The sequence below is a fragment of the Thauera sp. genome, from assembly GCF_034003485.1.
Taxonomy (GTDB): Bacteria; Pseudomonadota; Gammaproteobacteria; order Burkholderiales; family Rhodocyclaceae; genus Thauera.
The window spans coordinates 12,905-37,452 of the sequence record NZ_JAVEYL010000031.1; the positions used below are offsets into that span (position 1 = coordinate 12,905).

Annotated in this window: 21 protein-coding genes; 17 read left to right on the top strand and 4 right to left on the bottom strand. The window is 69.8% G+C overall.

Annotated elements, in window-relative coordinates; genetic code table 11:
- Positions 1–7 precede the first annotated feature (7 nt).
- The 4 genes from RBT54_RS15360 (at position 8) to RBT54_RS15375 (ending at position 6,003) form a co-directional block, all read left to right on the top strand.
- Positions 8–2,878 (top strand): Hsp70 family protein, encoded by a 2,871-nt coding sequence (locus RBT54_RS15360; protein ID WP_320367934.1) that lies wholly within the window; start codon positions 8–10, stop codon positions 2,876–2,878.
- Positions 2,879–3,037: 159 nt separating this feature from the next.
- Positions 3,038–4,300 (top strand): ATP-binding protein, encoded by a 1,263-nt coding sequence (locus tag RBT54_RS15365; RefSeq protein WP_320367935.1) that lies wholly within the window; start codon positions 3,038–3,040, stop codon positions 4,298–4,300.
- 130 nt (positions 4,301–4,430) lie between these two features.
- On the top strand, positions 4,431–5,489 hold the full coding sequence (locus tag RBT54_RS15370; RefSeq protein WP_320367936.1) for a nuclease-related domain-containing protein: 1,059 nt from the start codon (positions 4,431–4,433) through the stop codon (positions 5,487–5,489).
- Positions 5,490–5,565: 76 nt separating this feature from the next.
- Entirely contained in the window at positions 5,566–6,003 is a 438-nt protein-coding gene (locus tag RBT54_RS15375; RefSeq protein WP_320367937.1) for a gamma-glutamylcyclotransferase family protein, read from the top strand.
- 163 nt (positions 6,004–6,166) lie between these two features.
- On the opposite strand, the gene RBT54_RS15380 is transcribed toward RBT54_RS15375, so the two are convergent.
- Positions 6,167–7,135, bottom strand: coding sequence for an aldo/keto reductase (locus RBT54_RS15380; RefSeq protein ID WP_320367938.1), 969 nt, complete (start codon positions 7,133–7,135; stop codon positions 6,167–6,169).
- Complete coding sequence (locus tag RBT54_RS15385) at positions 7,119–8,522, bottom strand: hypothetical protein (protein ID WP_320367939.1); 1,404 nt, start codon at positions 8,520–8,522, stop codon at positions 7,119–7,121. The genes RBT54_RS15380 and RBT54_RS15385 overlap by 17 nt, the downstream gene beginning before the upstream one ends.
- 209 nt (positions 8,523–8,731) lie before the next feature.
- On the opposite strand from RBT54_RS15385, the gene RBT54_RS15390 reads away from it, so the two are divergent.
- From RBT54_RS15390 to RBT54_RS15405, 4 genes are all read left to right on the top strand, one after another.
- A complete protein-coding gene (locus RBT54_RS15390; RefSeq protein ID WP_320367940.1) occupies positions 8,732–9,382 on the top strand; it encodes an RluA family pseudouridine synthase in 651 nt (216 codons plus the stop codon).
- 230 nt (positions 9,383–9,612) lie between these two features.
- Positions 9,613–10,458 (top strand): methylated-DNA--[protein]-cysteine S-methyltransferase, encoded by an 846-nt coding sequence (locus RBT54_RS15395; protein ID WP_320367941.1) that lies wholly within the window; start codon positions 9,613–9,615, stop codon positions 10,456–10,458.
- A gap of 123 nt (positions 10,459–10,581) precedes the next feature.
- On the top strand, positions 10,582–11,226 hold the full coding sequence (locus RBT54_RS15400; RefSeq protein ID WP_320367942.1) for an FUSC family protein: 645 nt from the start codon (positions 10,582–10,584) through the stop codon (positions 11,224–11,226).
- Positions 11,223–12,179, top strand: coding sequence for a LysR family transcriptional regulator (locus RBT54_RS15405; protein WP_320367943.1), 957 nt, complete (start codon positions 11,223–11,225; stop codon positions 12,177–12,179). Before RBT54_RS15400 ends, RBT54_RS15405 begins: the two co-directional genes overlap by 4 nt.
- An 89-nt stretch (positions 12,180–12,268) precedes the next feature.
- Here the strand turns inward: RBT54_RS15405 and RBT54_RS15410 are convergent, their stop codons facing one another.
- Complete coding sequence (locus RBT54_RS15410) at positions 12,269–12,448, bottom strand: hypothetical protein (RefSeq protein WP_320367944.1); 180 nt, start codon at positions 12,446–12,448, stop codon at positions 12,269–12,271.
- Between the two features lie 272 nt (positions 12,449–12,720).
- On the opposite strand from RBT54_RS15410, the gene RBT54_RS15415 reads away from it, so the two are divergent.
- The 6 genes from RBT54_RS15415 (at position 12,721) to RBT54_RS15440 (ending at position 19,777) form a co-directional block, all read left to right on the top strand.
- On the top strand, positions 12,721–15,489 hold the full coding sequence (locus RBT54_RS15415; protein WP_320367945.1) for a hypothetical protein: 2,769 nt from the start codon (positions 12,721–12,723) through the stop codon (positions 15,487–15,489).
- A gap of 77 nt (positions 15,490–15,566) precedes the next feature.
- Positions 15,567–16,583 (top strand): class I SAM-dependent rRNA methyltransferase, encoded by a 1,017-nt coding sequence (locus RBT54_RS15420; protein WP_320367946.1) that lies wholly within the window; start codon positions 15,567–15,569, stop codon positions 16,581–16,583.
- A gap of 78 nt (positions 16,584–16,661) precedes the next feature.
- Positions 16,662–17,006 carry a hypothetical protein gene (locus RBT54_RS15425; protein ID WP_320367947.1) on the top strand — a complete coding sequence of 115 codons (345 nt, stop codon included), beginning with the start codon at positions 16,662–16,664 and terminating at the stop codon, positions 17,004–17,006.
- Between the two features lie 47 nt (positions 17,007–17,053).
- Complete coding sequence (locus tag RBT54_RS15430) at positions 17,054–17,575, top strand: M48 family metallopeptidase (RefSeq protein ID WP_320367948.1); 522 nt, start codon at positions 17,054–17,056, stop codon at positions 17,573–17,575.
- 148 nt (positions 17,576–17,723) lie between these two features.
- Complete coding sequence (gene gpmI / locus RBT54_RS15435; protein ID WP_320367949.1) at positions 17,724–19,391, top strand: 2,3-bisphosphoglycerate-independent phosphoglycerate mutase; 1,668 nt, start codon at positions 17,724–17,726, stop codon at positions 19,389–19,391.
- A complete protein-coding gene (locus RBT54_RS15440; protein WP_320367950.1) occupies positions 19,388–19,777 on the top strand; it encodes a hypothetical protein in 390 nt (129 codons plus the stop codon). Before gpmI ends, RBT54_RS15440 begins: the two co-directional genes overlap by 4 nt.
- A 110-nt stretch (positions 19,778–19,887) precedes the next feature.
- On the opposite strand, the gene RBT54_RS15445 is transcribed toward RBT54_RS15440, so the two are convergent.
- On the bottom strand, positions 19,888–20,664 hold the full coding sequence (locus RBT54_RS15445) for a polyprenyl synthetase family protein (RefSeq protein WP_320367951.1): 777 nt from the start codon (positions 20,662–20,664) through the stop codon (positions 19,888–19,890).
- Positions 20,665–20,887: 223 nt separating this feature from the next.
- On the opposite strand from RBT54_RS15445, the gene RBT54_RS15450 reads away from it, so the two are divergent.
- The 3 genes from RBT54_RS15450 (at position 20,888) to RBT54_RS15460 (ending at position 24,468) form a co-directional block, all read left to right on the top strand.
- Positions 20,888–22,216, top strand: coding sequence for a ferric reductase-like transmembrane domain-containing protein (locus RBT54_RS15450; protein ID WP_320367952.1), 1,329 nt, complete (start codon positions 20,888–20,890; stop codon positions 22,214–22,216).
- Between the two features lie 96 nt (positions 22,217–22,312).
- Entirely contained in the window at positions 22,313–23,791 is a 1,479-nt protein-coding gene (locus RBT54_RS15455; protein WP_320367953.1) for a TrkH family potassium uptake protein, read from the top strand.
- Positions 23,788–24,468, top strand: coding sequence for a TrkA family potassium uptake protein (locus RBT54_RS15460; RefSeq protein WP_320367954.1), 681 nt, complete (start codon positions 23,788–23,790; stop codon positions 24,466–24,468). The genes RBT54_RS15455 and RBT54_RS15460 overlap by 4 nt, the downstream gene beginning before the upstream one ends.
- The last annotated feature ends 80 nt before the right edge of the window (positions 24,469–24,548 follow it).

Here is a 24,548-nt window from a genome sequence, read left to right on the forward strand (position 1 = left end):
CGCCGCCGTGGCGCGCTACACCGTAGGCATCGACCTCGGCACCAGCAACACCGTCGTCGCCTTCGCCGCCGAGGGCGACGACCACATCCAGTTGCTCGAGGTCGACCAGCTCGTCGGCCGCGGCGAGATCGCGGCGCGCGCGCTGCTGCCGTCGCTGCGCTACCACCCCGCCGCCGGCGAACTCGACCCCGCCGGCCTGCGCCTCCCCTGGCCGGATGCGCCGCTTGCCGGCTCGCCCCCTGCGGTGATCGGCAGCTTCGCGCGCGAACTCGGCGCGCAGGTGCCGGGGCGCGCGGTCGCCAGCGCCAAGAGCTGGCTGTCGCACGCCGGCGTCGACCGCAACGCCGCCATCCTGCCCTGGGGCGCCGCCGAAGACGTGGCCAAGGTGTCGCCGGTGGTGGCGAGCGCGAGCTACCTCGCCCACGTGCGCGCGGCGTGGAACGCGCATCACCCCGACGCGCCGCTCGAAGCGCAGGACATTGTGCTCACCGTGCCGGCGTCCTTCGACGAGGGCGCACGCGCGCTCACCGTCGAGGCCGCGCGCCTGGCCGGGCTGCCCCGCCTGCGCCTGCTCGAAGAGCCGCAGGCCGCCTTCCACGACTGGCTGTTTCGCCATCGCGACCGTCTTGCGGATGAACTGGCCGGATCGCGCCTGGTGCTGGTGTGCGACGTCGGCGGCGGCACCACCGACCTCACGCTGATCCAGGTCGAACCCGCCGCGGACGGCAGCGGCCCGCCGCGCCTGACCCGCATCGGCGTCGGCGACCACCTGATGCTGGGCGGCGACAACATGGACCTGGCGCTCGCCCATCTGGTCGAGCAACGCCTGGGCGCGGGCAGCGAGGGCAGGGCGGAGCGCCTGTCCGCCGCGCGCCTGTCGCAACTGGTGCAGCGCTGCCGGGTGGCCAAGGAACAATTGCTGGCGGCGGACGCGCCCGACAAGGTCACGGTCACGCTGCTCGGCGCAGGGTCGCGACTCATCGGCGGCGCGCGCTCCGTGGAGCTCGGCCGCGACGAGGTCGAGCGCCTGATCGTCGATGGCTTCCTGCCGCTCGGCGGGCCGGACGCGCTGCCGCAGCGTCGGCGCGCCGCGATCGTCGAGTTCGGCCTGCCCTATCCCGCCGACCCCGCGATCAGCCGCCATCTGGCCGCCTTCCTGCAACGCCACGCCAAGGTCGCGCGCACCGCGCTCGGACTGCCCGCGGACGCAGACGGTGACCCAGCCGCGAACGCCAACACCAAGGCAGACACCACCGCCACGGACGGCGCCGACACCCCACGCGCCATACCCGACACCCTGCTCCTCAACGGCGGCGTGTTCCGCGCCAATGCGCTGTCCGCGCGCCTCGAGACCCTGCTCACCCAGTGGCGCGGCGCCCCCCCGCGCGTGCTGCACAACGACGCGCCCGACGTCGCCGTCGCCCGCGGCGCGGTCTCCTTCGCCCTGGTGCGAGCCGCCCGCGCCGGGCTCGGTCCCGGCATCGGCGGCGGCTCGGCGCGCAGCTATTTCCTGGTGCTCGAGGACGCCGGCGAGGCGTCGCGCGCGATCTGCGTGCTGCCGCGCGGCACCGAATCCGGCGTCGAGGTGGCGCTGCCCGAGCGCCGCTTCGCGCTACGCCTCGGCCCGCCGGTGCGCTTTCACCTCGTGTCCTCGACCAGCGACACCGCCTGGCAGGCGGGCGAGCTGTTGGACCTGGCCAGCGACGACTTCATCCACCTGCCGCCGCTCACCGCCCGCCTGCCGCCGACCAGCGCCGGACGCAAGGAAAACGTCGCCGTCCGCCTGGTCGCCACCCTGACCGAGGTCGGCACCCTGGAAATGCAGTGCGTCAGCGTCGACGATGCCGGACGCCGCTGGCAGCTCGCCTTCCAGGTGCGCGCCGAAGCCGATGCAGATACCGCCGACGCCTCAACTGCAAGCACGCCTGGCACCGGCGTCCACCCGCGGCTCGACCAGGCGCTCGCCCTGATCGAACAGACCTTCGGCGGCCAGGCGCAACAGGTCGCCCCCAAGGAAGTCCGCCAGTTGCGCAGCCGCTTGGAACGCGTGCTCGGCCGCCGCGAGGACTGGGACATGGCGCTGCTGCGCACCCTGTTCGACGCCCTGCTCGAGCGCGCCCGCCGCCGCCGGCGCTCGGCCGAGCACGAGCGCGTGTGGCTCAACCTCGCCGGCTACTGCCTGCGCCCGGGCCTGGGCGCGGCGCTCGACGACTGGCGCATCGACCAGTTGTGGGCGCTGTTCGCGCAGGGCATCCAGTACGTGCAGGAGAGCAACAACTGGAGCGAATGGTGGACGCTGTGGCGGCGCAGCGCCGGCGGCCTGGCCGAAGACCGCCAGTTGCAGATCCTCGAAGTGCTCGCCGGCCACCTCGAACACGCCGATGCCGCGCGCCGCCGTGGCGACCCGGTGCAGGGCAGCTACGACGACATGGTGCGGCTGTCCGCCGCGCTCGAGCGCGTGCCGGCGATGCACCGCATCGAGGTCGGCCGCTGGCTGCTCGAACGCCTGCAGCGCCCCGCCGAAAAACCGCACACCTGGTGGGCGCTCGGCCGCGTCGGCGCGCGCGAATCGCTCTACGGCAGCGCACACAACGTGGTCCCGCCGGAGATCGCCGCCGAGTGGCTGCAGGCCGTGCTCGCCCTCGACTGGAAGACCATCGAGCCCGCCGCCTTCGCCGCCGCCCAGATCGCCCGCCTCACCGGCGACCGCACGCGCGACCTCGCCCCCGAGCTGCGCGACGAGGTCGCCCGCCGCCTGACCGCGATCCGCGCCCCGCAGAGCTGGATCACCATGGTGTGCGAGATCGTCAGCCTCGACGACGCCGATCGCCGGCGCAGCTTCGGCGAATCGCTGCCGCCCGGGCTGAAGCTGATCTAGCCGCCGGGGAGGGCGCGCGACCGCCTTGCAGCGGGCCGATGCAGGCCATCTTCACCCGCCTGGCTGCGCTTCGAGTGGTTGAAAATCGTCCATTGAGTGGATGATTTTCAACCACTCAATGGTTGATTTTCATCTACCTGCCGCGCTAAAGTCGTACTCATGTACGACCGCCACATCGCCCCGTTGCTGCTCGAAGCCCTGGCCGACACGCCCGTCGTGCTGCTCAATGGCGCCCGCCAGACCGGCAAGAGCACGCTCGCGCAATCACTGCGCGAGGCCACCCCGCGCCGCTACCTCACGCTGGACGACCACACCACGCTGGCCGCAGCACGCTCCGATCCGGCCGGATTCATCGCCGCGCTCGCCGGGCCGGTGGTCATCGACGAGATCCAGCGCGCGCCGGAACTCTTCCTCGCCATCAAGGCCGCGGTCGATCGTGACCGCGCCCGCGGCCAGGCGGCCGGCCGTTTCCTGCTCACCGGCTCGGCCAACGTGATGTTGCTGCCCGCGCTCGCCGATTCGCTCGCCGGGCGCATGGAGATCGTGCCGCTCACCCCGCTGTCGTGCGCCGAACGTGCCGGCGACCCGCAACTCAATCGCGCCGAGTGGCTCTTCGACGGCGACCTCACCACCCGCCCCGTGCCGCCGTGCGAGCGCGACTTCTTCATCGACACCCTGCTCGCCGGCGGCTTCCCGGAAGCGGTCGCGCGCAACACCCCGCGTCGCCGCCAGGCCTGGTTCGACAGCTACCTGCAAGCCGTGCTGCAGCGCGACGTGCGGGAACTGGCCAACCTCGAGCAGCTCACCGAGCTGCCCAATCTCGTCCAGCTCCTCGCCCATCGCAGCGCCAGCCTGCTCAACTTCGCCGAGCTCGCGCGCAGCAGCGGCATCGCGCAGACCACGCTCAAGCGCTACTTCACCCTGCTCGAGACGCTGTTCCTCATCCACCGCCTGCCCGCCTGGGAGCGCAACCCCGCCAAGCGCCTGGTCAAGGCGCCCAAGGTCTTCCTTCCCGACTCCGGCCTGCTCGCCCACCTCACCGGCCACACCGCCGACACCCTCGCCACCGCCCCCGGCCTGCCCGGCGACCTGGTCGAGACCTTCGTCTGCGCCGAACTGCCGAAGCACCTCGCCTTTTCTGCCCGTGGCCTGTCGCTGTGGCACTACCGCACGCAGACTGGCATCGAGGTCGACTTCCTGCTCGAAGACCGCCACGGCAAGCTCACCGGCATCGAAGTGAAGGCCGCCGCCACGGTGGACGGCAAGGATTTCAAGGGCCTGCGCCACCTGCAGGAAACCGAACCCGAACGCTTCCAGCGCGGCGTCGTGCTTTACACCGGGCGGGAGTGCGTGGCTTTCGGGGCGGGGCTGTACGCGGTGCCGATGTCGGTGTGGTGGGCGGCACAGCGCTCCGCCGCCTGAATCGCGTCGCATCACATCCGCGCTCCACGTCACGGCCGGCACCCAGGTAGTCGGATAACATTCGAATTTCCTCGAATGCAATCCAATGATCATCCCGACGCTCCAGCAAGGGCTTGATCCACCCCCGCCCATGATCCTCAAAGAAGCCGACACGAAGGCCCCACAACTCGCCGAGTTGGAGAGCTACCTCGCCGCCCCAGGCCTTCCCGCTGCAACCAAACAGCACCTCGAGCGCGAGCTGAAGATCCTCCGCGCCGGCATCAAGGGCGAGCGCGAATCCGCTTACGACATCGACTTCTATAGCGGCGCAAGCAAGAACCGCATCGTCATCCACGACCTGCGCATCGAGCACAACGGCCGCGTCGCGCAGATCGACCATCTGATCCTCAATCGCCTGCTCGAGGTCTATGTGCTCGAGACCAAGCACTTCAGCGAAGGGGTTTCGATCAACGAGCAGGGCGAATTCTCGATCTGGTTCGCCGGCAAGCCGCGCGGCATTCCCTCGCCTCTCGAGCAGAACGATCGCCACATCGCGGTGCTGCAGGATGTCTTCAAGACGCTCGACATGCCCACACGACTGGGCATCCGCCTGCAGCCGAGCTTCGAGTCTCTGGTGCTGGTATCGAAGAACGCGCGCATCGGGCGACCGGAAAAGTTCGACACAAACCGCGTGGTCAAGTCGGACCATCTCGAGCGCTGGATCAACAAGAACATCGACTCCGGATCACCGCTGTTGATGGCCAAGGTCGTCGGCGTCGATACGCTGACCGCGATCGCCCGCCAGCTCGCGGCGCTGCACCGACCGCTCGTGCCGAACTACCGTGCGAGATTCGGGATCACCGAGCAGATGCTGTGCCCGACCCCGACCCCGCTCCCGCCAGCCAGCACGCCGCCCCTGGACACCGCCGAGTCACCCTTGCCACTCGCAGCACCCGAGGCCGAAACCTCCGCGACCGAGACGACCGCGGATCCCAGCCCCAGCCCAAGCAAACTGACTACCTCGAAACTTGCCAAGGCACTCGGCGTGAAGACCGCGGAGCTGAACGAACGCCTGATCGCCTGTGGACTGCTGGAGTTGCGCGATGAGAAGACCTACATCACCGCCGCAGGCAAGGCAGCCGGCGGCGAATTCCGCATGAGTCCGAAGTTCGGCCCGTATTTCCTGTGGCCGGCGGATCTTGCCGTGTGACGGAACCCCTCCATCGCGGACCTCGTGCTGCCACGTGAATACAATTGCCGCACCGCATTCGCATCCAACGCGCACCATGCACAACACCGACCCCACCGCCTGCTTCACCTATGGCTCTCTGATGAGCGAGGACATCATGAGCGCGGTCACCGGTGTCCGCGCCGCGCATTGCAGCGCCACGCTCGACGGCTACTGCCGCCACCCAGTGATCGGCGCGGAGTATCCCGGCATGGTCGCCCGCGCCGGTCATCAGGTGCACGGCGTGCTCTACCTCGACCTGCCGCCGGCGGCGTGGCCGCGGCTGGACCGCTTCGAGGGCGAGGAGTACGAGCGTCGGGTCGTCGAGGTCGCGCTTGCCGACGGAACACTCGCGCGCGCATGGACCTACATCTTCCGCGCCGAACTCGCCGCCCGGCTGGGTGAAGGGGATTGGGATTACGCGCGCTTTCTGCGCGAAGGCAAGCGGCGCTTCGTCTCGGGCTACGTCGGATTCGACTCGCTGCGCGCAGGGTAAGGAGCCCATGAGCAACGCACACGCGCCGCGTGCTCAACGACACGCAGATTGACGTACGCCGCACGTCGCCCCGTTGAACCCCCATCTCGACCCGATACGCACACCCCCGACCGCCGCGCAATGACTGCCGCCCGCGCACGGACGCCGCTGCCTCAGTCGAAGCTCACAGCCCCTCGACCCACTCGATCATCCGCCGCCGCAGGTCCGCATCCGGCAGCGCCCCGAGCGCGCCGCCCAGATTGTCGATCATGTGGCGCGCCTTGCTGGTGGCGGGCGTGGCCACGGTGACGGCCGGGTGCGCGAGCACGAACTTGAGGAAGAACTGCGCCCACGAGTGCGCGTCGAACTCCGCCGCCCACGCCGGCAGCGCCTGGCCGCGCACGCGCTCCCACAGCCGGGTGCGGCCAAACGGCGCATAGACCAGCACGCCCACGCCGCGCTCCTGCGCCAGCGGCAGGATGCGTTCTTCCATCGTCCGGTTGTCGAGCGCGTAGTCGATGCCGATGAAGTCGATCGGCTCGCGCGCGAGGATCTGCTCGAGCTGCGCGTACTGGCGCGCGACGGTGGTGGTGACGCCGATGTAGCGCACACGCTTCTCGGCGCGCAGCGCCTTGAGCAGGCCGAGCTGGGTGGGCACGTCGCCGAGGTTATGCACCTGGATGAGGTCGAGCACTGGCTTACCCAGGCGCTGGAACGAGCTCTCGAGCTGCGTCCGCGCGGCCGCCGGGTCGGCACGCCCGCCTCCCCAGCCGGCTACGTTGAGCTTGGTGGCCCAGAACAGTCTGTCGGTGATGCCGAGCTCGCCCGCGATGCGCCCGGCCACCGCCTCCGACGCGCCGTAGGCCGGCGCGGTGTCGAACACCCGGCCGCCATGCTCGATCAGCGCCTGCATCACCTCGCGCACGGCCGCGACGTCCGCGCTACGCGCGACCTCGGCGAAGGTCGCCGAGCTGCCGAGGCCGACTGCTGGCAGACGCTCGCCGGACGACGGAATGGCGCGGGTGATCAGTTCCAGCTTTCTGTCCGCGTTCGGCGCGCCGGCCTGGCCTGCGGCCCACGACGGTGCGCTCTTCAGGCTCAGCGTCACGCCGGTGGCGAGACACAGCTTCAGGTAGTCACGGCGGGAAATCATGTCGGCTTCCTCCTGTGTGGGCTGGGTGTTCCTTGCTCATCGGAAGCTGCGCCGCCATGCGCTGCTGGGTGCGCCCCAGCCACAGCGCGAGCGCAGCCCACAGCACTGCCAGCGGCACGGCTACGCTGGCGAGCGCGGCCAGCCCCATGCCCAGGCGCCCCAGCAGGCCTTCGAGCTGCGCACCGACCACGTCGCCGCCGCGATAGACGAAAGTGTCGATGAAGGCCTTGGCCTTGTACTTGTCCTCGCGCGGCAGCACGGTGAACAGCGTCTCGCGCGCCGGCCGCATCAGCGCCCGCTGCACCGCGCGGAAGGCCGCCTCGAAGGCGACCAGCGCCGCCAGCGAGCCCACCATCGCCAGGCCGACGAAGCCGAGCGCGGTGGTCAGCGGCAGCAGCGCCAGCGTCAGCGGCACGCCCACGCGCTGCATCAGCCGCCCGGCCACCAGCGCCTGCAGCAGCAGGGTGGCGATCTGGGTGATCAGGTCGATGCGGGCGAACATCGTGGTGCGCAGATCGAGGCCATCGCCCAACTCGGCCACCATCTGCAGCCGGGTGAAGTAGAGGAAGGTCGCCATCACCGCCAGGATCACCACGTAGGCGGCCATCCCCAGCAGGTAGCGCGAGGCGAACACTGCGCGCACGCCCGCCCAGGCACTGCCGCCGATCGGCGCGCGCCCGTCGATCGTGGGCGCCGCCTCACCGGGCGCCCCATCACCAGGCACCCTTTCACCCGGCACCCCCTCGCCCGGTACCGCCTCACCCGGCACCTGCGCAAGCGGCGGTGGGCGGACGCGCGCAATCCCCCACGCCGCCGCCAAGCCCGCGGCGAGAAACCCGGCCGACACCAGCAGCAGCGCCGGCGTGCCCAGCGGCGCCGCCAGTTGCGAGGCCAGCCACGGCCCGGCGATCGCCCCCAGCGTGCCGCCGACCGCGATCAGGCCGAAGAAGCGCTTGCCCTGCTCGAGCGTGAAGCGGTCGGCCATCAGCGCCCAGAACACCATGGTCGCGAACAGGTTGAAGACGCTGAACCACACATAGAAAACCTGCCCGCTCACCACGCCCACCGCCGCGGGCGTCAGCACCAGCAGCAGATGAAAACCGACCAGGCTGCAGGCGAAGAACGCATAGGTCGCCGCGATGAACTGCAGCCGCGGCAGCCGGCTCACCAGCCAGCCGAACAGTGGATTGACCAGCAGCGCCACCAGCGCCGTGCCCATGAACAGCCAGCGCACCGCGTCGATACCACCGCGCAGCCCGAGCGCCTCGCGCGCCGGACGCAGGATCATCAGCGCCACCAGCACGCAGAAGAAGAACAGCACCGCCAGGCACACCGGCAGCACTTCGTCGCGGCGAACGTCGAACAGGCGCTGCAGCCAGGTCTTCAAGGGCGGGGGTCTCCTTCGGCGAAGCGGGGTGGTCAGGAACTGCCGGATGCAAAACTGGACCCTCGTTCGCGCGCCGAGTTCGCCGGCCCGCATAACGAACCGATGGCGCCGGACGAACGCTCCATCAATCATCTACCTCCACGCCAGTTGCCCGCGCACGCACAGGGGTGCATTGTCTTGCGCTGGCCATTCAAGGTCCGCACTGACCCATGCCCGCCTTCACTCCCTCCGTCCTCTACCTCGACGACGACCTCCTCGTCGTCGACAAGCCTGCCGGCCTGCTCTCCGTGCCCGCCCGCGGCGAGGACCGTCAGGATTGTCTGGAGGCGCGCGTGCAGACGTTGCACGCGGACGCGCTCATCGTGCACCGGCTCGACGCGGCCACCTCCGGCCTGGTGCTGTTCGCGCGCGGCCTCGAGATGCTGCGCCGCATGAGCCTCGCCTTCGAGCAGCGCGTGGTCGGCAAGCAGTACGTGGCGGTCGTGCATGGCCACATCGCGCACGACACCGGCGAGATCGACCTGGCGCTGCGCGAGGACGCCGACAATCGCCCGCGCCAGATCGTCGATCCGCTGCGCGGCCGGCGCGCGCTGACGCGCTATCAGGTGCTGGACCGCCTCGGAGCGGGCGCCGATGCCACCACCCGCGTCGCTCTCAAACCCGTCACCGGCCGCGCCCACCAGTTGCGCGTGCATCTGCTGGCGATCGGCCACCCGATCGTCGGCGACCCGCTCTATACCCCGCCGGATCCCGCCACCGCCGCCACCTTCGCCCGGATGCAACTGCACGCCGCCCGCATCGCCTTCATCCATCCGCGCACCCGGGTGGCGCTGCAGTTCGACAGCCCGGTGCCGTTCTGAACGGCTTCGCCAGCCAGGGCTACGCGCGCCAGGTCCGCAAGAAACGGATTGATCACGCACGCGGCGGCGCCATACTGGACCCGAGCCAGACCTGAGCCCCGCCGTCAGAACCCTTGCGCCTGTGGGGCAGGGTCTCGCAGGCGTGCGCTTCAGCGTCCGAAATCCTTGCGCATGGGGCAGGGCACCGACCATCCGCGCACCCCGCCCCGCCTCGAACCGGAGTCCCGAGCATGTCCGCCGACGAAACCGCAGCGCGCCACTACACCACCGTCGCCCGCGCGATCGCCTTCATCCGCGCCCACGCGCGCAGCCAGCCCGGGCTGGACGAGGTCGCCGCAGCGGTTCACCTCAGCGCGGCGCATCTGCAGCGCGTGTTCGCGGAATGGGCCGGCATCTCGCCCAAGCGCTTCCTGCAGTACCTGACCAAGGAATACGCCCGCCAGCAACTGGCGCAGTCCGCGAGCCTGCTCGACATCACCCTGTCCGCCGGCCTCGGCAGCCCGAGCCGGCTGCACGACCTGATGGTGAGCTGCGAGGCGATGACGCCCGGCGAGATCAAGGCCGCCGCGCGCGGCATCGACATCGGCCACGGCGTAGCGCCCACGCCCTTCGGCGACGCCCTGGTGGCATGGACCGCGCGCGGCGTATGCCACTTCGCCTTTCGCAGCGCAGACGATGCGGCAATGCTCGCCGAACTGCGCAGCCTGTGGCCCGCTGCCACGCTGGCGCGCGACGACAGGCAGGCCCACGCCCTGATGCAGCAGATCTTCCCGCGCACCCCCACGCGCGGCAGCGTGCATCTGGTGCTGCGCGGCACCAACTTCCAGATCAAGGTGTGGGAGGCGCTGATCCGCATCGAGCCCGGCCAGGTGCTGTCGTACGCGCAACTCGCGCGCGCGCTCGGCATGCCGCGCGCACCGCGCACCGTCGGCAGCGCGATCGCGGCCAACACCATCGGCTACCTGATCCCCTGCCACCGCGTGATCCGCGCAGGCGGCGAGGTTGGCGACTACCGCTGGGGCAGCGAGCGCAAGCTGGCGCTGCTCGGCCACGAGGCAGCGCAGCACGGCGGCTGAGCCGGACGGAGTTTGCGCACGGCGCGGAATCGGCTGCAGGCGAGCCGCGCACCGACACCCGAGAATCGTCCCCGCAGCACCCGGCACTGTGCTAAACATCGGCGCTACGACTGGCAGAACCGCATGACGACTCGCTCCCCGCTGCAGCGCGCCCGCGACCTGGTACGCGCCGAATGGCGCCACCTCACCACCTTCAGTCCCAGCACCCGGCGCTGGCAGATCCCGCTGCGCGTCGGCCTGCTGACCATGGGCGCCCTGCTCGCCAGCGCGATCGCCTTCCTTTACAGCCTGAACATCCTGCACCTGCAGGCGCCCGAGCCGGTGGCGCCGCTGCCGCCGCCCACCTTCGACTTCGTCGTCTTCGACGCGGTGATGATCGGCGCCTTCGTCGGCCTGTCGCTTGCGATCGCGCAGGCGCTGCAGCTCGACCGCCCGTACTGGGTGCCGGTGAGCTGCCTCGCGGTGATCCAGGGCGTGTCGCTGCGCGCGGTGTGGAACCGCCAGCTCCAGCGCGTGCTCGGCACCGCCGCCGGCATGCTGCTCGCCTGGGGCCTGCTCAGCCTGCCGCTCGATCCGTGGCGGATCGCGCTGCTGGTGATCGCGCTCGCGTTCACCATCGAGACCCTGGTGGTGCGCCACTACGGGCTCGCGGTGATCTTCATCACTCCACTCACCCTGCTGCTCGCCGAGGCCGCTGCGCCGGCTGATGCCGCGCCGGCCGCAATCATGAACCGCTTCAGCCCGCCACCGGACCGTCGGCACCGATGAAGATCAACCAGTTGCGCTATTTCCTCGCCGTGGCCGACAAGGGCAGCGTGCGCGCGGCCGCCACCGCGCTCGGGGTGTCGGCCGCGGCCGTCAGCCAGGCCCTGCGCGAACTCGAAACGGCGATGGGGACCCCACTGCTCACGCGCGAGTCGCACGGCGCGGTGCTGAGCTACGCCGGACGACAGTTCCTCATCCACGCCCGCCTGATCCTCGGCCAGGTCAGCCGCGCCGAAGCCGAGATCGCGCAAATCCGCGGCGCGACCGGGGGCACGCTGACGATCGGGGTCACGCCCTGGGTCGCGCAGTCCATCCTGCCCCACGCCCTGGCCCGCTTCCACGCCTTGCGTCCGGACGTGCATCTGGACGTCACCGAGGCGGTGGGCACGGTCCATCCGCTGCTGCGCGACGGCACCCTCGACCTGGTGATCGCGATCCCGCCACCACGCCAGGAGGCGTCGATCTTCTACACCCGCGACCTGTTCCGCTGCGATCTTGCCGTCGTCGGCCGCCTCGGCCACCCGTTTGCCGGCGCCACTTCGCTCGCGGAGCTCGTCGACCAGGACTGGGTGCTGACCATGCTCGGCGCAGGGCAGGACGAGCCGCTGGTCAATCTGCTCGCCCCCTACGGCATCGCGCCGCCGCCGCACCGTGTGCATTACGCGCGCTCGGCGCTGGTGGCGATCAGCATGCTGGCAGTCGGCGACATGCTCACCATCTGCCCCTGGCCGCTGCTCGAAACCCCGCTCCTGCGCGGTCGCGTGCAGGCCTTGCCGATTCGTGACCCGCTGCCCGCAATGCGCACCAGCATCATCGTCCGCCGCAACGACACGCTCGGCGCGGCCGGCCAGTTGTTCATCGACTGCTTCGAGGACGCCACCCGGGCGTGCGTGGCCAGCGACGATCCGGCGCTCAAGCGCATCATGAACTCGGTCGAGCAGGAGCCGAACGCCTGATCTGCCGGGAAAAATATCAAAAAAATGCCCGCAAGCTGCGGGCATGAACCACGTTGAAGTGGAGGAGGGAGACAAGAAAAGCTTTGCGCTCAGCGCGCCTGGGTCAGGGCGACGAAGCGATCGAACGCAACGCGATGGAAGGTTGCGCCGCTGCGCGCGCCAGCGCGCACCGCGGCCTCGGCCAGCGCGTGCTGCCAGGCATCGAGCGCCTCGACTTCGGTGATGCCGGCCTTGCGCGCAACCCAGGGCAGAATCTTGGGGGCTTGCATGATGAGAACTCCTTTCAATTTCCGGGGGAGGCCGCCCGCCAGTGATCCGGCTCGTGCGCCTCTTGCAGTGCACAAATCTTATGGGGCCATGCTCGCGCCGAATAGCCAGGATTTTCCGTGGGCGTAAGGTTTTTGTTTACGCGGCACGCGGCCGCATGACCTGCCCGCCCGACCCGGGTTTGACTTGCGCATGACGAACGTCTAGTCATCAGGTATGCACGGATGCCAGACGCCACCGCGTCGTCCGTGCGCCAGGCCAGGGAGAGGGCGACATGGCGATCGACGGGCCGAAGGGCGGCACAGGGACCATTGCGGCCTGCGCGGCGCGGACACCGCAGCCGCGGCTGATCGCGGTCACCGCCGCGGCGATCCTGCTGCTCGCGGCGGCGAACGCCTCTGCCGCCGAGTCGTCCGCGGCCGGCGCGAGCGCGACTTACCCGCTGCCCGCGTGCGCTGGCGCGCACGACACCGGCTGCGTCGCCCACGTCTTTCCCAGCCATGCCGACGCGGTCACGCTGCGCGGTACCCAGCCGCCGGCCTGCTACCTCGAACTATGGGACGCAGCGCTGTGGAGCGCGGTCGGCACCTACCCGGAGAGCCACCCCTGTCGTCGCGGCGCGGCGCCGGACGCCGCCCTCCAGCGCTACTTCCGCTGCCTCGACGGCGCCTGCACCAACACCAGCCGCCCCGAGCTGGGCGTGTCGCTCGAAGGCGGCGGCAGCAAGTCGGCGCCGTTCGCGCTCGGCGTGCTCGCCGGGCTGGAGGACGCCGGCCTGCTGCGCCAGGTCGACGTGCTGAGCTCGGTGTCGGGTGGTTCCTACGCCGCGTATTTCTACATCAGCCGCGTGCACGACCGCTTTGCGCCGGATCGCGGGCAGCCGGAAAGCACACCCGCGGACTGGTTCCGCAGTTGCATCCCGCACGGCTACCGCGGCTACTTCACCCCCGCGCTCGCGTCCGGCCTGCCCTTCTGCAGCGGCACCTACGCCATCGGCGAGGACGGCGCATACCGCTACCAGCGTCATCTCGGCTTCTGGCAGGACCTGGTCGCCGCCACCGGCAGCCTGCGCGGCAGTGGCGACCGGCTGGAATACCTGAACAGCGCCGGCAGCATCGGCGCGCTCGCCGCCGGCCATGTCGCCACCGTGTGGCCGCTCGGCATCGACGGTCTGGGCGTGGTCGGCAGCGCGCACCACATCACCCACAGCCTGTTCGACTGGCCCGAGAACTTCTCGCCCTCACGCGAGGCCTACCGCCAGGGCATCGAGCGCGCCTACGGGTACGACCCGCAGGACTGGGCCGCCGACCAGGCCCTGGCCCCGGGCGAAGCCTTCAGCGCACGTCGTGCGACGCGCACGATGGCCGACCTGCGCGCGAGCTACGAGCGCGCCCGCGCCGAATGCCCGCCAGACGAGACGACTTGCCGGCGCATGCCGCTGTGGGTGGCCAACACCACCGCCTCCACCGGCCGCCACCTCGACAACTGGGTGCGCACCCCCGAGCGCGATTCCCTGCGCCACCAGTTCGAGCTCAGCCCGATCGGCCACGGCTCCGGCCATTTCGGCTACGCCAACGTGCCGCCGCCGATGGCGATGATGGACGCGGTCGGGGCCTCGGCCGCCTTCCTCGACGACGAGCAGCGCCTGATCGGCGAGGCGCCGCTGCGGCTCTTCGCCAGCCTGTTCCTGCACCTGTTCAACCTCGACTGGGGCACCGAGCTCGAGAACTTCAACCTCGCCGACAGCCGCCGCGCCACCCATCGGCTGGTGCCGTGGCCGTTCTACACCTTCACTTCGGGTCGAGACGGCGCGCCCTACATCCACCTCAGCGACGGCGGCAACACCGACAACATCGGCATGCTCGCGCAGCTGCGCCGCGGCGTGCGCCACATCGTGGTGTCGGCGAGCACGATGGACCGCGAGGGCCGCTTCCCCTCGCTGTGCCGGCTCAAGAACCAGCTCGAGCTCGACGGCACCTACCGCCTCGAGGCGCCCGAGCTGCTGGATCTCGACAAGGTGTGCAACCTCGAGCTCGGCCGCGCCGAAGAGCGCACCTGGGGCGCATCCGCGGTCGCCCGCCTCAAATGCCGGCGCCTCGGCCTAGAACCCGGCCTCGAGCCCGGCCCCGAATGCGACGCCCGCCTGCCCGGCGACCACTACCTGCGCAAGGTCCACGGCTACGACCTGTTCCGCTGGGATCGTCCCTTCGTGCGCGCCTGCGTGGTGCGCCTGCCCGCGGGCGCCGAGGTCAGCGCCGCGCTCGGGCACTGCGATTTTCCCGAAAGCCACGACGCCGACCCCGCCGCCGCGCGCCTGATCGCCAGCCTGTACGTGATCAAGCCGGCCATCGATGTCGAGGCCGTGGCGCAGCAGCTCGACCTCGACCGCCACACCGCCCGCCTGCAAGGCGAGGCCGCCGACTACGCACGCAGGCGCGCCATCTGCGGCCGCTTCGCCGAGCTGCTGCCGCATGCGCCCGCGGTGCTGGCCGACGGCAGCGTCGCCGCGGTCGAGGCGGGGGCGATCACCGACTGCGCCCCGACCGCCGCGGCGGGGCAGGGCGCTGCGCTCACCTGCACGCCGCTCGCCTTCCTGCGCGTAAACACCTGCAACGCCGACGGCTACCCGCACTTCCCCCAGCACGACTTCATCTTCATGACGCTGAACTCGAGCCATTCGCTGTTCTCCGCCTACTACGAGCTCGGTCGCCAGTACGCGGCAGAACTGCGCTTCGAGCCCGCCCGCGCCGGCACCCGCGGGGCGGTCGTCGCCGCCGGCAAGGCGCGCGCGCGCAGCGTGCTCGCGCCGCTGCCCGCCGACCCCTGCCTGACCGCGGGCTGGGACAGCGCGGCGTGCGCCGCGCGTGTCCGTGCAGACACCTACCGCAAGTTCCTGTGCGTCAGACCGAGCGCACAGGACTGCGCCAACGGGGCCGACAACGCGACGCTGCCGGGCAACTGCGATCGGGTCCTGACCTACCTGCCCGAGCAGGACGACCGCCGCCCGCTGGCCGCACCGCCGGCGGCGCAGGACAAGCGATAACGTGCGGCACGTTCATCACAACATGAGGGCTTCGCGCGCGCTTCGGGCATACTGTTGCGCCCCGCGTCGGAACCGCCATGTCTTCCTCCCTCACCGACCTGCTCGCGGCCGCGCTCGCCGCCCGAGCCCCCCTGATCGCGCAGCTTGCTGCCGAGCACACCGATGCCTGGCGCCTCTTTCACGGCACCGTCGAAGGCGCGCCCGGCATCACGGTGGACCGCTACGGCGCCGTACTGCTGGCGCAGACCTTTCATCGTCCGCTGACCGTCGAGCAACTGGCCGAGCTCGAGGCCTTCTACGCCGCAGCCCTGCCCGGCCTGCCGCTGGTGTGGAACGACCGCAGCGGCAAGAACTCGCGCATCGCCAACACGCTCCCACCCGAGCAGCAGGCCGTCGCCGAGCAGCCTTCCGAATTTTCCGAGCTCGGCGTGCGCTACCGCTTCCAGGCCCGCCACGCAGGCCAGGACCCCTGGCTGTTCCTCGACCTGCGCGCCGCGCGCCGCCGCGTGATGCAGGAAGCCGAAGGCAAGTCCCTGCTCAACGTGTTCGCCTACACCTGCGGCGTCGGTGTCGCCGCGGCCAAGGCCGGCGCGCGTCACGTGGTCAATGTCGACTTCGCCGAGTCCAGCCTCGCGGTCGGCAAGGACAATGCCCGCCTCAACGAGCTGCCGATCCGGCTGCGCTTCGTCAAGTCGGATGCCTTCGCCGCCCTGCGCCAGTTCGCCGGCATCGGCCAGCCGAAGATGGTGCGCGGCAAGCACCTGCCGCCCTTCCCCGAGCTGGCGCCGCACCGCTTCGACCTCGTCTTCCTCGACCCGCCGCGCTACGCCAAGAGTCCCTTCGGCGTCGTCGATCTGGTGCATGACTACGCCGCGCTGTTCAAGCCCGCACTGCTCGCCACCGAGGAAGGCGGCACCCTGATCTGCTGCAACAACGTCGCCCGCGTGCGCCGGGAGGACTGGCTCGAGCAGCTCGAGCGCAGCGCACGCAAGGCGGGCCGTCCGGTACGTGAGGCCGAATGGATCACCCCGGAGGCGGACTTCCCCAGTCGCGACGACAACCCGCCGCTGAAGGTGCTGCTGCTGCGCGTGTAAGCGATGCGCCCGAACGCCTTGAAGCCAACACCGTGACGCCACGTCCGCAAATGAACGTCACACATCCAGGGAGCCGCCATGGCTGGATTTGAAAACTACGAGGAAGCCACGCGCAAGATCGAACACGAGATCGAACGCATGGGCGTTGCGCTCGGCATCGACTGGTCCAACGAGGCGCAGGTGCGCGAACTGGCGCGCGAAGCCCTGGAGCACTCGCAGGACAGGATCCACCAGGCTGCAGCCAACCCGGACGACCAGCAACTGGGCGCGAAGGTCACGCTGTTCGGCCTCGCCAGCCTGATGCTGCGCACGATGGAAGAGAGCGCCGGCGTCGGCCTGGAAAGCCATGGCGGACCGGTGTGGAAAGTCTTCGGCCGCGCGCTGTGGTCCGAGGCGCAACAGCGCCGCCCGGCGCAGGACTGAGCCCCGAACACGGTCCCTGAACACCATCGCAGCGCCACCGCAGCGCCATGCAACCCCGCCCTTCGCCCGCCTACCTCGCCGGCTACCCCGAGCATCTGCGCCAGCAGGTACTCGCGCTCATCGAGCAGGGCCGCTTCGGCGACGCGCTGCGGCGGCGCTATCCGCGGGCCCACGCGGTGCGCTCGGACGGCGCGCTCTACGACTACGTGCAGGCGCTCAAGGCCGAATACCTGCGCAGCGCGCCGCCGCTCGGCAAGGTGCGCTTCGACAACACCCTGCACGTGATCCGTAACGCGCTCGGCACCCACACCGCCATCTCGCGCGTGCAGGGCGCGCGCCTGCAGGCCAAGCGCGAGATCCACATCGCCACGCTGTTTCGCGCGGTGCCGGAGGAATTCCTGCGCATGATCGTGGTGCACGAACTCGCGCATCTGCGCGTGCGCGATCACGACAAGGCCTTCTACCAGCTCTGCCTGCACATGGCGCCGGACTACCACCAGTACGAGTTCGACCTGCGCGCCTATCTGGTTTACCGGGACGCCGGCGGCGAGGCGCTGTGGGGTGGCTAGCCGCGGCGATACAAACCCGATACAAACCATTACGCCGATAAATAAAGCGCATGAAAATTCGCCGCTGATTTGAAGGAAAATATCGGCTTAGCCGGCCCGCAGCCCGTCTGCCCCGCCGGCCCCCGGATTTCTCCTTCAGGAAGCGACCATGCTGCAGAAATTCCCCGCCTTCGCGGGCGTCAAAGGTCCCGTCGTCGTCGTCGTCATGGACGGCTATGGCATTCCGAAGCACGAGGTCGGCAGCGCGATCGATGCCGCGCGCAAGCCCACGCTCGACCGCCTGTTCGCCAACTACCCCAACATCACGCTGCGCGCCCACGGCACCGCGGTCGGCATGCCCTCCGACGACGACATGGGCAACTCCGAGGTCGGCCACAACGCCATCGGCGCGGGCCAGGTGTATGCGCAGGGCGCGGCGCTGGTCGCCGACGCGATCACCGAAGGCGCGATCTGGCAGGGCGAGGCGTGGCAGCAGATCGTCGCCGGCGCCAAGGCGGGCGCGAACGGAAAAGCGGGGGTGATCCACTTCATCGGCCTGTTCTCCGACGGCAACGTGCACAGCCACATCGACCACCTCAAGGCGATGGTCGTGCGCGCGAAGGCGGAGGGCGTGGCCACGGTGCGCATCCATGCGCTGCTCGACGGCCGCGACGTGCCCGAGACCAGCGCGCTCGACTACGTCGTGCCCTTCGAGGCCTTCCTGCAGGACATCAGCACCGATGGCTTCGACGCCCGCATCGCCTCCGGCGGCGGCCGCCAGGCCATCACCATGGACCGCTACGACGCCAACTGGCCGATGGTGGCGCGCGGCTGGCGCACCCACGTGCTCGGCGAAGGCCCGCAGTTCGCCAACGCCACCGCGGCGGTGCACGGCCTGCGCGCAATGCACCCCGGCACCATCGACCAGGACCTCCCGGAGTTCGTCATCGCCGAGTTTGACGAAACAGGCCGGGGCAAGCCGATCGGCACCATCGAGGACGGCGACTCGGTGGTGTTCTACAACTTCCGCGGCGACCGCGCGATCGAGATCACGCGCGCCTTCGTCGAGGATGATTTCGACAAGTTCGACCGCGTGCGCCATCCGCAGGTCACCTACGCCGGCATGCTGCAGTACGACGGCGACCTGCAGCTGCCCAAGCGCTTCCTGGTCGCCCCGCCGGCGATCAGGGACACCTCCAGCGAGTGGTTCAGCAGGTCGGGGCTGGCGCAGTTCGCCTGCTCCGAGACGCAGAAGTTCGGCCACGTCACCTACTTCTGGAACGGCAACCGCTCGAACAAGTTCGACGGCGAGACCTGGCAGGAAGTCCCCAGCGACGTCGTGCCCTTCGAGCAGCGCCCGTGGATGAAGGCCGCCGAGATCACCGACGCGATGATCGCTGCGCTGCAATCCGGCCAGTACAAGGTGCTGCGCTGCAACTACGCCAACGGCGACATGGTCGGCCACACCGGCAACTTCCGCGCGGCAACCATGGCGATCGAGGCGGTGGACCTGGCGCTCGCGCGCCTGCTGCCGGCGATCGACGCTGCCGGCGGGGTGGCGCTGATCACCGCCGACCACGGCAACGCCGATGAAATGTTCGAGCTCGACAAGAAGACCAGGCAGCCGGCGCTGCACAAGGACGGCAGCTACAAGGCCAAGACCGCGCACACGCTCAACCCGGTGCCGCTGATCCTGTACGACAACGTCAGCGGCGGCCGGCTGGGCCTGAAGCGGGCGGAAACCGCCGGCCTGTCGAACATCGCCGCCACGGTCGCCAACCTGGTCGGCCTGCACAAGCACGAAAAGTGGGACGACAGCCTGCTGGAGCTCAAATGATGCGCACCGCCCTGCCTGCACTGACCGCCGCCGCGATGGCGCTGGGCCTGTCCGCCTGCGCCCTGCAGCCACCCACGGTCGCCACCGGCGGCGGCATCAGCGAGCAGGCCGGCCAGTTCGAGTTCGCGCTGCCCAGCGGGGACTACCGCTGCGAGCGCGGCGAACGCCTGCAGTTGCAGCGCGAAATGGCCAACGCGGTCAATCACCGCATCCAGCTCGCCTGGAACGGCGGCCAGTACCAGCTCGAACGCGACCCCTCGTATTCGGGCCTGCCGCGCTTCGAGGACGCCGCGAGCGGCCTGGTGTGGATCGATCTGCCGTGGAAAGGCCTGCTGCTCGATGGCCGCACGCAAAAGCCGCTCGCCAACGAGTGCCGCGCCGCCTGAGGAAGGGCTCGCCTGAAGAAGGCGCCGCATGAGGGAAGGGGCCGCCGATGTGCGGCCGCTCCCACAGGACCGATGCCTCCCGCGGCAGCAACGCCTGATCCCAGCCGTGCTTACATGAACACCGCGAGCCGTTCCGGCTCTGCCACCGCCCCGGCGTCGAGCGCGGCGATCGCCGCGCGCGCGGCCTCCAGTTCGCGCGCCGCGCGCGCGCCGGCATCGTCGATGCCGTACTTCACGCCGTCTTCCGCCTCGGTGCGCAGCGCATGCGCCATCCCGACGTGCTGGCCGAAGCGCGCAAAGGCCTCGCACACCTCCGGCGCTGCGCGGTGCAGGATCGCCATGCATTGCGCGCCGGCCTCGAACAGCTTGGCCCGGCGGCGGCTCACGATATCCAGATGGGGTTGGGCATCGCGCACCGGGGCGGTACGTGCTGCGCGATACATCACCTCGCCCTCGGCGATCACGTTGGTCGCGTCCGACAGCTCGCGCATGACGTCCATGTCGTTCAGATCCACGATCATGCGGAACGCGCCGGTATAGAGCAGGTCGCCGAGCAGGATGTTGCCGGCATTGCCGAACAGCGCACCGTCGCTGTGCGCATCGGCGCCGCCGCCGCTGGCCTCGGTGACGCCATCATGCAGGGCGAGCGAGACGTGGATCAGCTCGACCGCCGCCGCCAGCGCGTAATGGCGATCGCCGGTGTGGTTCAGCGCACGTGCCGCCGCCAGCACCAGCGCAGGACGCACGCGCTCGTCGCCGTGCAGGATGAACTCGACGACCTGGCGGATCAGCACCACCTCGCTGTCGAACTGGCGGCGGATGAGGGCATTGACCTGCTCCATGTCGTGCTGGAGCCAGGCGGGGAAGGAAGCGGAGTGCTGGAGCATGTTCGGATTGCCGTTCGAGGCCGCGGGCTTGCGGCCGTTTGACGTTCGCCCGCGAGTCTATAGCCGCACCGCTGCGCTGACCAGCCGGAAGGCGCCATGAACCGCCGAAAACTCCTGCGCCGGCGCCCCATACACGCCGGTACAAGGCAGACGGGTGCTGTGTTGCACAATCTCTGCCAGATGGACCGGCGCCCGCTACGCCGGCTGCTCGCAGGAGATCATCATGAAAAAAATCAAACTCGCACTCGTCTTCATCCTCGCTGGCCTCAGCCTGCTGTGGTGGTGGGCCGATCCGCTCGTGGTGGAGGGCAGCACCTACTTCGCGGTGCGCGCCATCGCGGTCAATTACACCGGCGTGCTGGCCATGGGCGTCATGAGCATCGCCATGATCCTCGCCCTGCGTCCGGTGGCGCTCGAACCGCTCTTCGGCGGCATGGACAAGGCCTATCGGCTGCACAAGTGGCTGGGCATCGCCGGCCTGTCGCTCGGCGTGGTGCACTGGCTGTGGGCCAAGGGCACGAAATGGGCGGTGGGCTGGGGCTGGCTGGAAAAGCCGGCCCGCGGCCCGCGCCCCGAACAGACGGTAGAGCTCTTCCGCTTCTTCCAGGAACAGCGCGGCCTGGCCGAGACCATCGGCGAGTGGGCCTTCTACGCTTTCGTCGTGCTCGCTGCGATCGCGCTCATCAAGCGCTTTCCGTATCGCCGCTTCCTGCAGAGCCACCGCGTGATGGCTGCTGTGTATCTGGCGCTGGTGGTGCACGGCGTGGTGCTGCTGCCCTTCACCTACTGGACCAGCCCGGTCGGCATCCTGATGGGCATGCTGATGGCCGCCGGCAGCTACGCTGCGGTGCTGTCGCTGGCCGGCCGTATCGGTCGCACGCACCGCGCCGAAGGCAGCATCGAGACCGTGGTGCAGCACCCCGGCAATCAGGTGCTGGAAGTCGGCCTTCGCCTGGCTTCGACCTGGCCCGGCCATGACGCCGGCCAGTTCGCCTTCGTCACCTTCGACGAGCGCGAAGGCCCGCATCCGTTCACGATTTCGTCTGCCTGGCAGGGGGACGGGCGCATGCGCTTCATGATCAAGCCGCTCGGCGACTACACCCGCACGCTCCCCGGCACGCTCAAGGTCGGCGATGCGGTGCGGGTGGAAGGCCCGTACGGCCGCTTCGACTTCGCCAGCCCGCAGCCGCAGCAGATCTGGGTCGCGGGCGGCATCGGCATCACCCCCTTCATCGCCCGCCTGCAGGCGCTGGCGCAGCAGGACGGCGACAAGCCGGTCGATCTGTTCTACAGCACCGCCGCGCCGGACGAAGGCTTCATCGCCCGCCTGCGCGAGCTCGCCGCCCAGGCGCGGGTGAAGCTGCACGTGCTGGTGACCCAGCGCGACGGCCGCCTCGACGCCGAACGCATCTGCAGCACGGTGCCCGAGTGGGCGCGCGCAGGCGTGTGGTTCTGCGGCCCGGCCGGCTTCGGCCAGGCCCTGCGCGAGGCCTTCGGCGCGCGCGGGCTCGAGGCCGGACGCTTCCACCAGGAATTGTTCGAAATGCGCTGACCGGCTGCCGCTCAGGGCGCATCCCGCGCTCCATGCCATGCACCGATATACTGCCGTCGAGCCCGCGCCAGCGGGCCGACGACGGACACCGGCGCCATGGCCAACGGACAAATAGGAACCCTGCGCCACGCAGTGCGGTGGCCAGTCCTGCTGAAGTACCTGGGGGTGCTCGGCCTGGTGCTCGCCGCGCTCGATGCGGTACCGCTGCTCGCCAGCCTCGTGTTCGGCGAGGCGGCACTCGCCCCCATCCTCGCCGCGCCGGTCGTCCTGCTTGTGGCGGGGTGCCTGCCCCTCGCGCGCCTGGACGCCCCGCAGCGCCTGCAGCTCAACGAAGCCTTCGCCATCGTCGTGCTGTCCTTCGTCCTCGGTGCGCTGGCGATGAGCCTGCCGCTCGCCATGCTCGGCGGACAGGGCTGGCTCGACGGACTCTTCGAAGCGGTCTCGGGCATCACCACCACCGGGCTCGGCACGCTGGAGACGGTTGAGGACAAGCCGCGCACTTTCCTGTTCGCGCGCGCCTGGCTGCAGTGGTATGGCGGTCTGGGCATCGTCGTGCTGTCGCTGGCGTTGTTCATGCACAACGGCCTGTTCGCCCGCAAGCTGATGGAGACCGAGGCGGTCGGCGAGACCCTGGTATCGAGCACCTGGCAATACGCGCGCCGCATCCTCGCCGTATATGTGGCGCTGACCCTGGCCGCGCTGGGGGCAATCTGGCTCGCCACCGGCGACGGCTTCAGCGCGCTGGTCCATGCGCTTGCGGCGGTGTCGACCGGCGGCTTCTCCAGCTTCGACGACAGCCTCGGCCACTGGGGCACGGGCCCGGCAGGCGTGGTGCTCGCCTTTGCGCTGCTCGGCGCGGTCGCGCTCCCGTTGTACCACCGCGCCTGGCGAGATGGCATGTGGCGGGGGCCGCTCACCCTCGCACGGGACTCCGAACTGCGCCTGCTGCTCGTTGCCACCGCGCTCACCGTCGGCCTGCTGTGGCTGTGGATGCCCGCGGGCGAGGGCGAGACGATGCCTGCGCTTGCCCGCGCCCTGCTGCTGGCGATGAGTGCGCAGAGCACCACCGGCTTTGCCGTCGCCCCGGTGGCTGCGCTCGACGACGCCTCCAAGCTCACGCTGGTCGCCTCCATGCTTGTCGGCGGCAGCGTGGGCTCGACTGCCGGCGGCTTCAAGCTGCTGCGCCTGCTGCTCCTGCTGCGCGTGCTCCAGCTCGTGCTGGTGCGCGCTGCGGCGCCGAGCCACGCAGTGATCGAACCCCGCCTGGGGGGCCGGCGGCTCGACGCCGACGACCTGTTGCGCGCCCTGCTCGTGATCCTGCTCTACGCGCTGGTGGTCTTCCTGTCCTGGCTCGCATTCGTGGCCCACGGCTACCCGGGTATCGACGCGCTGTTCGAGGTCGTCTCGGCCACCGCCACGGTCGGCCTGTCGACCGGCATCGCACGCCCGGCGCTGGAGCCGCTGCTCAAGCTCGTACTATGCTTCGACATGCTGGCCGGGCGGGTGGAGATCTTCGCCCTGCTGGTGGTGCTGTATCCCGGAACCTGGTTCGGAAAACGCGCGGAGGCCGCATGAGAGCCGTATTCGTGGGGGCAGGTGCCCTGTCGGTCACCACCGCGCGCCGCCTGCTCAAGCGCGGGCATGAGGTCGTGGTCATCGATCGCGACAAGGTGCGCATCGAGGAGCTGTCCGCCGAGCTCGATTGTGGCTTCCTCCACGGCGACGGCAGCACACCGGCCCTGCTGCGCGAGGCCGACCCGAAGCTCACCGACGTGCTGTTCTGCCTGACCGGAAACGACCAGACCAACATCCTCGCCAGCCTGGCCGGACGCTCCCTCGGTTTTGCGCGCGTGGTCACCCGCATCGACGACCCGGAATTCGAGCATCTGAGCCTGGAGCTCGGCCTGGAAGACATCGTGATTCCATCACGCACCATCGCCCGCTATCTGGCTGATCTGTTCGAAGGACGCGACCATCTCGAAATCATCGCGCTGATCAAGGGCGAGGCGCGCGTCTTCTCCTTCGTCGCCCGCGAGGAGGACGAAAAGCCGATCGCAGAACTCGAGCTTCCCGAGGACAGCCGGGTGATGTTCTTCTATCGCGACGAGCACTTCACGCTGCCCGAACCCGAGACCCGCCTGCGCCGCGGCGACGAGGTGATGATCGTCACCCACAGCCGCAACCTCGAGACGCTGCATGCGCGCTGGAGCAGTCTTGCGCGCCGCCAACGTCCCGGCGCCCACCGCCCCTGACCGATCGCATCGACACACCGAAGGGCACGACGAGGCGCTTGCGCCCAGGCGCGGATCAAATAATAATAAAGTATTACCTT